Origin of the sequence: uncultured Thiodictyon sp., from assembly GCF_903946935.1 — a bacterium.
In the GTDB taxonomy this organism is placed as follows: Bacteria; Pseudomonadota; Gammaproteobacteria; order Chromatiales; family Chromatiaceae; genus Thiodictyon.
On record NZ_CAJAXH010000291.1, the window covers coordinates 1 to 13,173 of the forward strand.

The window sequence follows — 13,173 nt, forward strand, 5'->3', positions numbered from 1 at the left end:
CGCGGCTGTCGCGCGGACTGCTCAAGGCCCGGCGCTGGCGCTGGCTGGCACCGGCTGGCGCTGCCCTCCCAGGATCGCACTCGGTTGCACCTGGACGACGAGGCCCGCACCGCGGCTGTCGCTCGGGAGGCTCAAGGCCCTGGCACTGGCGCCCGGGTGGATCTGCACCGCGGTCGGGACCTGCACCCAGGGCGATGGGCTCAGGATCGAGGGCACCGCCTGGTCGCCTGGTGTAAAGATCGCCCGGCGCTGTCCGTCCTAGCGACACCAAGAGGGGAACCCCACGAGGAACCCCCAAACGAAAAGCCCCGATTACGGGTTGCGTAACCGGGGCTTAATTCGTTCGTAAGTCTTTGTTTGTTATTTGGTGGGCCGTGTAGGATTCGAACCTACGACCGATGGATTAAGAGTCCACTGCTCTACCAACTGAGCTAACGACCCGAAAGCAACTAGCCGCCTAGTTTAATACCTCAAATCCGTTTGTCAAACTTGACCGCACTGCGCGTATCGCGCTGATAATGGGGTGGACGATGGGGATCGAACCCACGACCACGGGAATCACAATCCCGCGCTCTACCAACTGAGCTACGTCCACCATTGACTCATTGTGACCGCTAAATTACTGCGATCGACCGCCCTTCATGAGCGGTTAAATTGGCGCGCCCGGCAGGACTCGAACCTGCGACCCACGGCTTAGAAGGCCGTTGCTCTATCCAGCTGAGCTACGGGCGCCTAACCTGGGAGCGCCTATTGGGTACCTGGCCGGCACAGTTTACCGGGTCCGGCGCATCTCTCTCCAGCACCGAAGACCTGCAACAGGCCCCACGGCGAGAACCGGGATTGGTCGGGGTAGAGGGATTCGAACCCCCGACATCCTGCTCCCAAAGCAGGCGCGCTACCAGGCTGCGCTATACCCCGGATTCGGAAGCGTATCCAAATTCTCAAGACGGACAATGTTACGTGACGATTCGATCCCAGTCAACTCTAAACGCAACCGATCGGACGAGTCAGGGCGGCGGCTGGCCCGTCGCACCCCCTCGGGCCGGCCCCGACGGCAGGCTAAACCCTAGCCGGTATATCATAGGCGCTTAGTCAGCAATGGGGGAACAATCATGAGCGCACAGATTCTCGACGGCAAGGCGATCGCGGCGCAAACCCGCGCCACGGTCAAGGCCCAGGTGGCGGCCCGACTGGGCGCGGGCGGGCGGGCACCGGGCTTGGCCGTCATATTGGTAGGGGAAAATCCCGCCTCACAGGTCTATGTGCGCAACAAGCGCAAGGCCTGCGCGGAGGTCGGATTCCACTCCGAACAACTCGCGCTGCCGGACACCACCAGCCAGGCGGAACTGGAGGCACTGATCGACCGGCTGAACGCGGACCCGCTGATCGACGGGATCCTGGTGCAGTTGCCCCTGCCGGCACACCTGGACACAGAGGCAATCACCGAGCGCATCCTGCCCACCAAGGACGTGGACGGCTTCCATCCCTACAACCTGGGCCGCCTGGCCCTGCGGATGCCCCTGCTGCGCCCCTGCACCCCCAAGGGGGTGATGACCATGCTGGCGCGCACGGGACAGGACCTGGCGGGACTGGACGCGGTGATCATCGGCCAGTCCAACATCGTGGGCCGACCCATGGCCCTGGAGCTGCTGGCCGCGCGCTGCACCATCACGGTCTGCCACAGCCGCACCCGCGACCTGGCCGGCAAGGTGCGCGGGGCCGACCTGCTGGTGGCGGCGATGGGACGGGCACGCTTCGTCCCCGGGGACTGGATCAAGCCCGGCGCACTGGTCATCGACGTGGGAATCAATCGGGACACCGACGGCAGCCTGGTCGGCGATCTGGACTACGGCCCCTGCGCCGAGCGCGCCGCCTGGATCACCCCGGTACCGGGCGGGGTCGGCCCCATGACCATCGCCTGCCTGCTGGAGAACACACTTCAGGCGGCGGGACTCCATGGCGCGCGGCCAGTTGGGGAGTGAGGGGGACAGCCGGTTGACGCCGGGCCTTGCGGTCTCCCCCGCGGCGCGGTCGCGCCGCGGGGGCAGGCACCATTATTTGCCGCTACTCGTGGCGGTGGTCGTCGATGCTGCTGGGACGGCATAGGGATAGTACCCACCCCAGCCGTAGCCGACTGGTGTATAGGCGGGATAGCCATAGCCATAGGCCGGATAGCCATAGGCTGGATAGCCATAGCCATAGCCTGGATAGCCACCATAGGCGGGATAGCCGCCCCAACCATAGCCGGGATAGCCACCCCAACCGTAGCCCGGATAGCCCCAGTCACTCCAACCTGGAGAGCCGCCCCAGGGGAGCCAGCGCCAGGGACTCCAGAAGGCGTTGGCCGGTGTACTGACCGCGACAGTGAGGGCGACGCCGGCGACGGCGAGCACGAACTTGTTCATTAGGTTGCACCTCTCAGTGAAACAGATCGATCAGGTTCGACAGCGGGAGACGGCGCCCCCGCGCGCCATAGATTAGCAAAAGGCCGGCGTGGTGGGGAAGGGAGCGCACGCGGCGAGGCCCCCCGGCGACCGGCGCGGGACCTGGCCGCCCCGTCCAACCTGGCCCCTACCGCACCGGCACCGGCGGCACCGCCTCCATGTGCCAGATGTCCCGGTTGTACTCGGCGATGGTGCGATCGGAGGAGAAGTGCCCGCTATGGGCGGTGTTCAGGATGCTCATGCGCAACCAGCGGTCCCGGTCACGATAGGCCGCCGCGACCCGCTCCTGGGCCTCGACATAGCTGCGGAAATCGGCCGCGGTCATCCAGGGGTCGTGGGGGTTGCGGATGCTCTGGATCACGGCGTCGAAGATGCCGCCTTCAAACTGGTTGAAGTGCCCGGAATCGAGCAGATTCATCACCTCCAGCAGACCGGGGTCGTGCGCAATGATGCCCTGCGGGTCATAGCCGGGGCGGTGCGCCTCGACCTCCTCCGCGGTGAGCCCGAACAGGAAGAAATTGTCATCCCCCACCTGCTCCCGGATCTCGATATTGGCCCCGTCCAGGGTGCCGATGGTGATTGCACCATTCATCATGAACTTCATGTTGCCGGTGCCTGAGGCCTCCTTGCCGGCGGTGGAGACCTGCTCCGACAGGTCCGTCCCGGGGGCGATCACCTCCATCAGCGAGACCCGGTAATCCGGAATGAAGGCCACCCGCAGGAGCCCCGCGGTGGCCGGGTCGCGATTGACCACCGATGCCACATTGTTGATCAGCTTGATGATCTGCTTGGCCATGTAATAGCCGGGGGCCGCCTTGCCGCCAAACAGCACGCAGCGCGGCGTCCAGTCCGCAGTATCGCCGTGCTTGATCCGGTTGTAGAGGTGGATCACATGCAGGACGTTCAGCAGTTGGCGCTTGTATTCGTGGATGCGCTTGACCTGGACGTCGAACATGGCCTCCAGCGGAAACTCCACGTCGCACAGCTCCGCAACGGTGTCTGCGAGCCGCTGCTTATTCTCCTGTTTGATGCTATTCCAGCGCGCCCGAAATGCCGCATTCTCGGCATAGGGCGCCAGCCCCTTGAGCCGGTCCAGGTCATGCACCCAACCGTCGTTGACGGTCTCCTCCAACAGCGCCCGCAACCCGGGATTGCACAGCGCGAGCCAGCGGCGCGGCGTGACGCCATTGGTCTTGTTGTTGAACTTGGTCGGCCAGAGGTCATGGAAGTCCTTGAACAGACCCTCCACCAGCAGCCGGGAGTGCAGTGCCGCCACCCCGTTGACCGAGAAGCTGCCGACGATGGCCAGATAGGCCATCCGCACCTGCTTGACGTCCCCCTCTTCGATCAATGACATGCGCCGCTGACGGTCGCTGTCGCCGGGCCAGTGGCTGGCCACGTCGGCGAGGAAGCGGGCGTTGATCTCGTAGATGATCTCCAGCAAGCGCGGCAACAGTTGCTCGAACAGCCACACCGGCCAGCGCTCCAGGGCCTCCGGCAACAGGGTGTGATTGGTATAGGCCATGGTCTTGCTGGCGATGGCCCAGGCGTCGTCCCACAGCAGCCCATGCTCGTCCATCAGTTGACGCATCAACTCGGCCACCGAGATGGCCGGATGGGTATCGTTCAACTGGAAGCAATTCTTGGCCGCGAATTGGGTGAAGTCCTCGCCGTGGAGCCGGACCCACTCGCGCAACACGTCCTTGATACTGGCGCTCGCCAGGAAGAATTGTTGGCGCAGCCGCAGTTCCTTGCCGTTCTCGCTGGCATCGTTGGGATAGAGCACCATGGTGATGTGCTCGGCGGCATTCTTCTGGGCCACCGATTCCGGATAACTGCCGGCATTGAACTCACCCAGGTCGAACACATCGGTGGCGGCCGCCTTCCACAGGCGCAGCGTATTGATGGTATCGTTCTCATAGCCGGGGATGGGGATGTCGTAGGGCACTGCCAGTACGTCATGGGTATCCACCCAGCGCACGACCGGGCGTCCGTCGTGTTCCTTGAATCGCTCGGTGTGACCACCGAACTGGATGCGTTGGGTATATTCCGGGCGCCGCAGCTCCCAGGGGTTGTCATCGCGCATCCAGTGATCCGGCTCCTCCAATTGGGCGCCGTTCTCGATCAACTGGCGGAACATGCCGTATTCGTAACGCAGACCGTAACCCTTGACCGGCAGTTGCAGGGTGGCGCAGGAGTCCAGGAAGCAGGCGGCGAGCCGACCCAGGCCGCCGTTACCCAGCCCGGCGTCCGGCTCGCAGCTGGCAAGCTCCTCCAGGTGCAGCCCCATCAGGCTGAACCCGCTCTCAGTCACGCTGTCGACCCCCAGATTGAGCAAGGCATTGGACAGGGTGCGCCCCATGAGAAACTCGAGCGACAGATAGTGTGTCCGCTTGCACCCGGCCTCGTCATGGGCCTGCCGGGTGCGCTTCCAACGCTCCATCAAGCGGTCGCGAAGGGTATTCGCCAGGGCCTTGTAGGCATAGTAGGCCGAGCGGTTGTCGCGGTCGCGACCCAGGGTGTGGGCGTAGTAACGGCGGAAATCGTCCGCGATTCCCTGCTCGTCCATCCCGAGCGGCGGGGTCGCGAAGAGCTGTTCGTTGGGCTCGCTGCGGCTGAATTTTTTGTGTGCAGACGTGGGCATCCGGTGATCCTGTGCTGACTTGAGACAAGGTGGTTTAAGTGGACCGGGGGCGATCTTACCAGCCTGGAGTCCATAACTAACTGATTAACAGTGGCCCATGCTCGTTCGACCAGTAACTATATAGTCAAGATTAGCATGACAGACCGCGCAAGAAGAGTCCTGCGCTCCTGGCGTGGGGCCGCGCCGACCGGCGGGAGACTTGTAAGCGACCTCGATCGTCAACCCGGCCAGGCCGCGGCAGCGCCGGTCACACTGGGACGCCGGGGCCGCACCGGGATACGGCGCTCGCGGCTCCCCGCGTTCGGTTCCCGTTGCCAGACCCCGCGACTATGCAAGAATGTCGGTCAAACGTCCCCTCCTTCGATCCCACAGGTAACACAGACGATGCAATGGGAAACCGTCATCGGTCTCGAGATCCACACCCAGCTCGCGACCCAGTCCAAGATCTTCTCCGGCTCATCCACCCGCTTCGGGGCCGCGCCCAACACCCAGGCGTGCGCCGTCGACCTGGGGCTGCCCGGGGTGCTGCCGGTGCTCAATCGCGAGGCGGTGCGGCTCGCCGTGCGCTTTGGCAAGGCGATCGACGCGGAACTGGCCGAGCGCTCGGTCTTCGCCCGCAAGAATTATTTCTATCCCGACCTGCCCAAGGGCTACCAGATCAGCCAGTACGAGTTCCCGATCGTCGGCGAGGGCCGGGTCGAAATCGTGCTGGACGACGGCACGGTACACGAGATCGGAGTCACCCGGGCACACCTGGAGGAGGACGCCGGCAAGTCGCTGCACGAGGACTACCAGGGCTCCACCGGCATCGACCTGAACCGCGCCGGCACGCCGCTCCTGGAGATCGTCTCGGAGCCCGACATGCGCTCCGCCGCACAGGCCGTGGCCTACGCCAAGAAGGTCCACCAGATCGTGCGGTGGATCGGCATCAGCGACGGCAACATGCAGGAGGGGTCCTTCCGGGTCGACGCCAATGTCTCGGTGCGACCGGCCGGTCAGACCACCTTCGGCACCCGCGCCGAGATCAAGAACGTCAACTCGTTCCGCTTCCTGGAGCGGGCGATCCAGTTCGAGGTGGAGCGCCAGATCGACCTCATCACGGCCGGCGGCAAGGTGGTGCAGGAGACCCGACTCTACGACCCGGATCGCGACGAGACCCGCACCATGCGGGTCAAGGAAGAGGCTAACGACTATCGCTATTTCCCGGACCCGGACCTGCTGCCGGTGCAGCTCGACGCCGCCTTCATCGCCGCGGCCATCGCCGACCTGCCCGAACTGCCGGACGCCATGCGCGAGCGCTTTCAGGCGGACTACGGGCTCGCGGACTATGACGCCAATCTACTCACCGCCGGGCGCGAGCTGGCCGCCTTCTTCGAGGCAGTGGCCCAGGGCAGCGGTGCGCCCAAGCTCGCGGCCAACTGGATCGGCGGCGAGCTGACTGCGGCACTCAACAAGTCGGGGCTGGAGATCGGCGCGAGCCCGGTCACGGCCGACCAATTGGCCGGGCTGATCCGCCGCATCCAGGACGGGACCATCTCAGGCAAGATCGCCAAGCAGGTCTTTGAGGCACTATGGAACGATGGCGGGGATGCGGACCAGGTGATTGCCGAGCAGGGGCTCAAGCAGATCACCGACAGCGGGGCCATCGAGTCGCTGATCGACTCCATCATCGCCGCCAACCAGGACCAGGTGGCGCAATACCGCGCGGGCAAGGAGAAGGTCTTCGGCTTCTTCGTCGGCCAGGTCATGAAACAGAGTCAGGGCAAGGCCAACCCGCAACAGGTCAACGACCTGCTCAAGCAGAAACTGCTGGCCTGACAGGCGCGGGCGCGTCTCGCCCCGGCACCCGCGACCGGCGCTGAAGGTCGCGGGGCGGGACACCCCCGCACTGCTCAGTGGCTCCCGCTGACACCCCTTGTAAGAGCACTGGTTGAGAACCATAGTGTGCTACGCGCAGCCAACCGTCGTGTCCATCCTCTCAACCTGTAGGAGCGCCCTCATGGCAACGGCAGATACCGTCTTAGGCCCAGTCAAAGTAGTCCCTTACCCTGGCAGGATCGTTAAGATCGGCGATCCCGACTCAGCGCTGGTCAAGAAAATCGAGGGTCGATTAAACGCCGTCGGGTGCGGGCCGATTGCCGAAGACGGCGATTTTGACGAGGCCGAAACCGAGAGCGCCGTCAAACGGTTCCAGGCCCGTTTCACTGACCTCGATGGCCACCCGTTGAAGATCGACGGGAAAATCGGCTCGCTCACCTGGGGCGCGCTGTTCGGAAAGGATTCAATATCCAATAATTCCAGTAAGTCCACGGCCCTTGGCCAGGAAGTCGTCGCTTTCGCCGCGACCCAGATCGGGGTGCTGGAACACCCCCTCGGTTCCAATAAAGGCCCCGAGGTCGACCAATATCTAGCGTCGGTTGGACTTCAGCCCGGCAATTTCTGGTGTACGGCATTCACCTATTTTTGTTACCAGAAGGCAGCGGATAAGCTCGGCGTCAAGAATCCGCATACCAAGACCGGGCTGGTATTGGCTCATTGGAGCGCCGCGAAGCAAAATCCAAGCGCCAAGCGCGTCCTCACCCTGGCCGCCAAGAACAATCCCGCCCTCATCTCGCCCGGTTGTCTATTCATCATCGATACGGGAGGGGGGCATGGGCATACCGGCATCGTCATCGGGCTTGCAAATGGCAAGCTCGTAACGATCGAAGGAAACACCAACCCGGGCGGCTCCAGCAATGGGATCGGGGTTTTTCAGCGTAACGCCCGCTCGATAGCCAGCATCAACACCGGCTTCATCGTATATTAGTAAGGGTATGGGCGAAATCGTCAAGAGTCATTTCCGCCCGGCCTGGTGGCTACCTGGACCGCACCTCCAGACCATCTGGCCAAGCCTCATGCGGCGTCGGCCGGAGCTGGCGCTCACGCGCCGCCGCATCGAACTGGCGGACGGCGACTTCATCGACCTGGCCGTGGGCGCCGGGGATGGCCCCCAGGTGCTGGTGATCCATGGACTGGAGGGCGATCTGCAATCGCACTATGCCGGCACCCTGCTCGACGCCCTGGGGCGGGCGGGTTACTGCGCAATCTTCATGCACCTGCGCGGGGCCTCGGGCGAGCCCAACCGGCTGGCGCGCAGCTATCACTCGGGCGCCAGCGAGGACCTGCACGAGGTCCTGACCCAGTTGGCTGGCGACCCGGCGGGCGCACCGCTGGCCGCCATCGGCTTTTCACTGGGCGCCAATCTGCTGCTCAAATACCTGGGTGAACGGGGCGGCCACCCGGTGGGCGATCCGCAGGGTCCCCTGCTCGGCGCCGGGATCGCGGTCTCGGCCCCCTTCGTCCTGCGCGACGCCATGCTGCGTCTGGATCGAGGCGCCTCGCGCCTCTACCGGCGCTATCTGGTCGATCGACTCAAGCTCGCCTTCCGGCGCAAGTTCGCCGCCCGCCCCTGCCCGCTCACCATTGACCTCAAGTCGATCCACGACTTCAACCAGTTCGACGACCAGGTCACCGCCCCACTGTGCGGCTTCGCCGGCGTATTCGACTATTACACCCAGGCCAGTTGCCGCGGCTATCTGCCCGCCATCACTACGCCGACCTTGATCGTCCACGCACTGGACGACCCCTTCATGTTTCCCGCCACCGTCCCCTTCGAGCACGAACTCGGCCCCGGGGTCACCCTGGAACTGAGCCAGCACGGCGGTCACGTCGGCTTCGTCGGCGGCTCCCGGCCCGGGCGGCCCGAGTATTGGCTGGAGGGGCGTATCCTCGACTTTCTCCGTGTACTGTGACTAGGCTTACCGTGAAAGTCGCGCCGGGAGCGCGCTCCAACTCTCCCTCCCCCCTCGTGGGGGAGGGCGGGGTGGGGGAACGGCCGGCGCCCGCAACTTTCATCTTGCGGGGCGGTGCGGGCACCATGGCCGTTACCACACCGCGGTGAGGAAGGATACCGGCGGCCGATCACGCTCCGCCGCCCGCAGGTCCTCGATCATCTGGGCGACCAACTGCCGGGCCGCGGCCCGCAGTAATAGGCGCTTCTCGCGTGCCTGCGGACCCTCGTTGATGTCTTCGTTGCTGTGCTCGGCGTCAATCGTGCGCAGCAGCTCCAGCGCCTCTGCCATCATGGCTGCGCCCAGTGTCTTTTTGCTGTAAGTCGTGTAGTTCATTAGGATTCTCCTGCATCGGTCGCTTGCCTGGTATCAAGCACGGGGGATGCCAACGCGGATCGCCGTCCGATGCAATCATGATCGCTTGACAAAACAGCGGCCTATAGTTTACCGCCGACGCGACTGCGCCCTCTTCCACGGGGAGTGACTATCCCCGACTATGGAATGGGCTCCATACCTCTGGTGTCGGCACCCTAGCAAACGGCAGCGGTTGTGTAGCGGTGTATCAGCGGCACTAGCAGGCTGTCGGACTTAGTGATGCAACCGATTGAATGCAAAGAGTTTCCTCTTTTGCGCCAAAAAGTCGTTTTCCTGTTTAATCAATCGGTTACGCCATCAAGTCCGACAGGCTGCTAGGGCGCCCGGGCCACCCGGTTCCAGCGGACGCCCGAAGCGTTGGCAGACCGCAGCGCTGACCTAGGTATAGCGGCCGTCCCGGTCCTGTTACACCGGACACCAGGCCGCCCCGCCCGCCTCCACATGGCACAAATAGACCCGCAGGTCGAACTCGTAGCGATGATAGTCCGGCCGCGTGCCGGGTCGGATAGCGCCGCGCCAGCAGCGCCCCGAGCCGGTCCTCGGCCATGAGCCGGCGCACCTCATCGACCAGCGGCGCCGGATAGCCGGCAAGGTATTTCATCGCAGTCATCGCCAAAGGTTGGGGCCGGATTAATGCGTCCGTACCGGGGGTTAACAAGGCCATCGCGGCCGGGGGCCGCTCCTACGCCGTAGGAGCGGCCCCCAGGCCGCGACGGGTTACGGCAACTGCCGATGCTCAAGCCCCCACTGCTCCACCTCCTGCCCCAGCATCCGCCCCGGCTCCTCCGCCAGCACCAGGTCCCGCCACAGCGGCACCTGCCAGCGATAGCCGTCCCCCTCGCGCCCCACCAGAAAGGCCAGTTCCAGCCGGGTCAGTGACTCCTTGACGGCCTCCGGCGTCACCTGGAGCCCGCCGAGGAGGTCCAGCACGTCAGCGAGGCGGAAGCGCTCATGTCCGATCAGGCCGTAGACGATCACCCGGTCGAGCCGGGCGTCCTGAGAATTCTCCTCCGGCCGCTTCCCATCCAGCGCGCCCCAACCCTCCAGCGCGTTGCGCACCGACTCGCTCGCAAGCGCTCGATCCAGGTCCGCCGCGGTCAGGACCCGCTCGGTGAGCCCGAGCCCCGGGAGCATCTGGTCGCAGAGGATGGCGATCAGGTTGGCCCGCCCGCCGGTGCGCGTGAGTATCCGCTCGACCATCCCCGCGTCGGCATAGGTCAGGCCCAGGGCCGCCATCGGATTGGTCACGAGCTCCCGGCACGCCTCCGGCTCCAGCGCGCCGATCTGGATGGTGTCGGCAAAGTTCTTGATCGGCGACTGATAGTCGAAACCGGCGGAGCGGTACAGGCTCCAGAACCCGGCCAGGATGAAGTGACAGCGGCCCTCGTCGCTCAGTGAGCGGAAGCCGTTGAGACAGGCATAGCCGCGAGCGGCGTCCTCGGCCACGAAGGTGTCCGCCTCGTCCAGCCGCAGCACCCGCCGGGTGCCGGGCGGCGGCGAGCCGGGACTCGATGCCCGCCTGGCCCACGGACAGATAGCGGCAGTCGATGCCCTCGATCCCGGTGAAGCGGCGTTGCAGCGCCAGCAGCAGGCTCGACTTGCCGAGCTGGCGCCCGCCCACCACCAGGTAATTGGCCAGTTCCCCGCGGTTGAGGATATCCGAAAGTATCCGGGTACGGCCGAAGAAGCCGGACTCCTTGCGCACGCCCAGGCTCGTCTGGTACGGCGAGATGCGCGCCACCTTCACATAGCGGGCGATCAGGCGGGCGAAGGCGTCCACCGGCTCCGCGGCCAGCAGCAGGGCGGAGACTTCGCCGTCTTCGGGGGCCACCCACCAGGTCTCGGGCGAGCGGCAGCGGCGGCTCAGGTCCGCGCACTGGTCCGGGTCGCGACCGAGCACGAGACAGGGCCGGTCGCCGCCGTTGCCCAGTAGGGTCAGCACGTCCTGCGCCGGCCAGTCGGCGGGCGGGAAGGCGACCCGGCAGGCACTCAGGTTCAGCGGAAAGCCGTCGCCGAGCGCCAGCTCGAACTGCGCCATGGCCCCGCCGTCCCCCAGCCCTTCGAGCCGCTGCCAGCCCGCCCCCAGCCGCTCGGCCAGCCAGCGCGCCTGGCGCTGCGGCGACTCGCCGCGGAACTGGATCGCCCGGTCCAGCCAGCGCCCCTGCACCCCGCCGGCCGCGAGCACTGTGCCCAACCGGCCGGTGCGCCGCAGCAGGGTGCGCGCCCGTTCCAACTGCGCGAGCCCGAGCCCGGCCAGGGCGGCCGGGTCAGCGGCCAGCCGGCGGGTCAGCGGATGGGTGTATTCGCGCAGCGACCAGAGCAGCGCGGATAGGGTCAGGACCAGCGCGGCGAGTCCGGCATAGAGCTGCCAGGGCGGTGTGGGCAGGCGGATGGGTAGGTCTGGGAAAGTCCAGTCGTGGGGCGGATAGGAGCGCCCGTCGACGACCAGGGTCAGCCGACTGTCCTCGTCCACCTTGGCGCCCTTGGGCAGTGCGAAGGAGAGCGGCAGATCGGTGCCCGCCTTGACCAGGGGTTGGCTCTGGCGCGGGAGGTCCGCGTCCAGGCCGGTCAGATGGGCGCGCACCTCCGTCTGCTCCAGGTCTTGGCCGCCGCCGTTGTGCAGCCTCACCGAGAGTGCCGGGGTCTTTCCCGGGACCAACTCGGGCCCGGCCGCGACGAGGATCTGCGGGGCCGTGGCGCGGATTGGGACCTCGACGCTTCCCGCGGTGCCGTGGGCATGGTCCAGTTGGAGCCGCAGCCGGCCCGTGTAGGCTTGCGGGTCGGTCCAGGCGGCGAGATAGGAGACCCGGCCGGTCAGGTCGACCGACTGACCGGGGTCGAGACGCGGATGGACCGGCGGCGGGGTATAGAGCAAGGGGTCGCCGAGGTCGCGCGCCTGGCGGATGCGCAGCCAGTCAGCCGGGACCGAGCCCTGGTTGACGATTCGGACGGTGACCTCGGTGGAGCGGCCGTCGCCGGTGGCCAGGGCCGGATCGGGCGTTCCGACTGCGTAGAACTCTAGGCGGGCGGGCTCGGCGCCGGCCGGCGGGAGCACTGGGGTCAGGAGGCCGTTCGCCCCCTTGCGAAGCAACAAAGAGCCGTCGTCGTCATGCCGCCAACAGCGCCCCTCGGCGGGTCGGCAGGCGACCCAGGCGCCGTCGCGACCGCCGGCGAGAATCAGCTTGGAGACTCCCGATTTCCGGTCCGTCAGGCGCACCGTGCCATGCCGCGAGACGCTGGCGAGCAGGCGCCCGTCGGGGCTGAAGGCGACCGCCGTGACCCAATTCCCGTGCCCCGTTAGGGTGCGCACGGCTGCCCCGGTGGTCGGGTCCCACAGATACACCGTGTTTCCCGCAGCGCTGGCGAGCACGCGCCCGTCGGGGCTGAAAGCGAGTGCTCTGACTTCCGCCCACGGCATGATCCCAGCAATGACCCCCTCCGGATCATCGATCAGCTCCCCCTCCGCCACCAGCGGCGGAAAATCCCCGGCCGTCAGGCCGCGGGCCAGGCACAAGAGCAATAGCCCCCACCAGCCAAGCCCCAGCCGCCGCCAAAACGTCCCCGCCCGGCTCACGCGAGCACCCGCAGCCCGGCCCGCACCACCGCCGGGGAGCGCCAGACCAGCCGCTCCTGGCCCGCCGGACCCTCGGCGCGTAGCAGGTTCAGCCAGTAGAGCCGACGCAACAGCGGGTTGCCGATCCAGGTCCGGAAGGCCCCCAGGTCGGACCGGGCCAGCCAATCCTTGAGGTCCCGGCGCTGGTCCGGGTCCTGGGCGATGGCGCTGAACTGGGCCTCGATTTGGCTGGAGTGTTCAAGCCGCCGGATGCACTCGGGCAGCGGCCGGCCCTTGGCCCGGAGCCGCAGGGCATCCAGGATCAGA

The 13,173-nt window shown here is 66.1% G+C and carries 11 protein-coding genes and 4 tRNA genes; 5 read left to right on the plus strand and 10 right to left on the minus strand.

Translation table 11 applies throughout. The features are described 5' to 3' along the window. Positions 1–262, plus strand: a 262-nt coding sequence (locus QZX93_RS25090; RefSeq protein ID WP_295389912.1) for a hypothetical protein, incomplete at its 5' end; no start/stop codon positions are given. A 103-nt stretch (positions 263–365) separates the two neighbouring features. Here the strand turns inward: QZX93_RS25090 and QZX93_RS25095 are convergent. From QZX93_RS25095 to QZX93_RS25110, 4 genes are all read right to left on the minus strand, one after another. Continuing rightward, a tRNA-Lys gene (locus tag QZX93_RS25095) sits at positions 366–441 on the minus strand. Positions 442–519: 78 nt separating this feature from the next. Next, positions 520–595, minus strand: a tRNA-His gene (locus QZX93_RS25100). A 60-nt stretch (positions 596–655) separates the two neighbouring features. After that, positions 656–732, minus strand: a tRNA-Arg gene (locus QZX93_RS25105). Positions 733–841: 109 nt separating this feature from the next. Further along, a tRNA-Pro gene (locus tag QZX93_RS25110) sits at positions 842–918 on the minus strand. 194 nt (positions 919–1,112) lie between these two features. Between QZX93_RS25110 and folD the strand changes: the two genes are divergently transcribed. Beyond that, positions 1,113–1,982 carry a bifunctional methylenetetrahydrofolate dehydrogenase/methenyltetrahydrofolate cyclohydrolase FolD gene (folD, locus tag QZX93_RS25115; protein WP_295389914.1) on the plus strand — a complete coding sequence of 290 codons (870 nt, stop codon included), beginning with the start codon at positions 1,113–1,115 and terminating at the stop codon, positions 1,980–1,982. A 72-nt stretch (positions 1,983–2,054) separates the two neighbouring features. On the opposite strand, the gene QZX93_RS25120 is transcribed toward folD, so the two are convergent. Further along, entirely contained in the window at positions 2,055–2,405 is a 351-nt protein-coding gene (locus QZX93_RS25120) for a hypothetical protein (RefSeq protein WP_295389916.1), read from the minus strand. A 166-nt stretch (positions 2,406–2,571) separates the two neighbouring features. Then, positions 2,572–5,013 carry a glycogen/starch/alpha-glucan phosphorylase gene (locus QZX93_RS25125; RefSeq protein WP_295389931.1) on the minus strand — a complete coding sequence of 814 codons (2,442 nt, stop codon included), beginning with the start codon at positions 5,011–5,013 and terminating at the stop codon, positions 2,572–2,574. A gap of 459 nt (positions 5,014–5,472) precedes the next feature. Here QZX93_RS25125 and gatB point away from each other — a divergent pair, with 459 nt between their 5' ends. The 3 genes from gatB (at position 5,473) to QZX93_RS25140 (ending at position 8,879) form a co-directional block, all read left to right on the plus strand. Then, positions 5,473–6,906: an Asp-tRNA(Asn)/Glu-tRNA(Gln) amidotransferase subunit GatB gene (gene gatB, locus QZX93_RS25130; RefSeq protein WP_295389918.1), complete on the plus strand. Its 1,434-nt coding sequence runs from the start codon at positions 5,473–5,475 to the stop codon at positions 6,904–6,906. Between the two features lie 181 nt (positions 6,907–7,087). Next, entirely contained in the window at positions 7,088–7,894 is an 807-nt protein-coding gene (locus tag QZX93_RS25135; RefSeq protein WP_295389919.1) for a peptidoglycan-binding protein, read from the plus strand. Between the two features lie 7 nt (positions 7,895–7,901). Beyond that, complete coding sequence (locus QZX93_RS25140) at positions 7,902–8,879, plus strand: hydrolase (RefSeq protein ID WP_295389921.1); 978 nt, start codon at positions 7,902–7,904, stop codon at positions 8,877–8,879. 132 nt (positions 8,880–9,011) lie between these two features. On the opposite strand, the gene QZX93_RS25145 is transcribed toward QZX93_RS25140, so the two are convergent. The 4 genes from QZX93_RS25145 to QZX93_RS25160 all read right to left on the minus strand — a co-directional run. Beyond that, positions 9,012–9,254: a hypothetical protein gene (locus tag QZX93_RS25145; RefSeq protein WP_295389923.1), complete on the minus strand. Its 243-nt coding sequence runs from the start codon at positions 9,252–9,254 to the stop codon at positions 9,012–9,014. 756 nt (positions 9,255–10,010) lie between these two features. Further along, a complete protein-coding gene (locus QZX93_RS25150; RefSeq protein ID WP_295389925.1) occupies positions 10,011–10,271 on the minus strand; it encodes a hypothetical protein in 261 nt (86 codons plus the stop codon). After that, complete coding sequence (locus tag QZX93_RS25155) at positions 10,243–12,813, minus strand: hypothetical protein (protein ID WP_295389927.1); 2,571 nt, start codon at positions 12,811–12,813, stop codon at positions 10,243–10,245. Before QZX93_RS25155 ends, QZX93_RS25150 begins: the two co-directional genes overlap by 29 nt. Before the next feature lie 50 nt (positions 12,814–12,863). Further along, positions 12,864–13,173, minus strand: a 310-nt coding sequence (locus tag QZX93_RS25160) for a hypothetical protein (RefSeq protein ID WP_295395002.1), incomplete at its 5' end; no start/stop codon positions are given.

Coding starts and splice junctions, on each gene's coding strand:
- gatB (WP_295389918.1), top strand. CDS start 5,473: ATGCAATGGGAAACCGTCATCGGTCTCGAGATCCACACCCAGCTCGCG.
- folD (WP_295389914.1), top strand. CDS start 1,113: ATGAGCGCACAGATTCTCGACGGCAAGGCGATCGCGGCGCAAACCCGC.
- QZX93_RS25140 (WP_295389921.1), top strand. CDS start 7,902: ATGGGCGAAATCGTCAAGAGTCATTTCCGCCCGGCCTGGTGGCTACCT.
- QZX93_RS25135 (WP_295389919.1), top strand. CDS start 7,088: ATGGCAACGGCAGATACCGTCTTAGGCCCAGTCAAAGTAGTCCCTTAC.
- QZX93_RS25145 (WP_295389923.1), bottom strand. CDS start 9,254: ATGAACTACACGACTTACAGCAAAAAGACACTGGGCGCAGCCATGATG.
- QZX93_RS25125 (WP_295389931.1), bottom strand. CDS start 5,013: ATGGACGAGCAGGGAATCGCGGACGATTTCCGCCGTTACTACGCCCAC.
- QZX93_RS25120 (WP_295389916.1), bottom strand. CDS start 2,405: ATGAACAAGTTCGTGCTCGCCGTCGCCGGCGTCGCCCTCACTGTCGCG.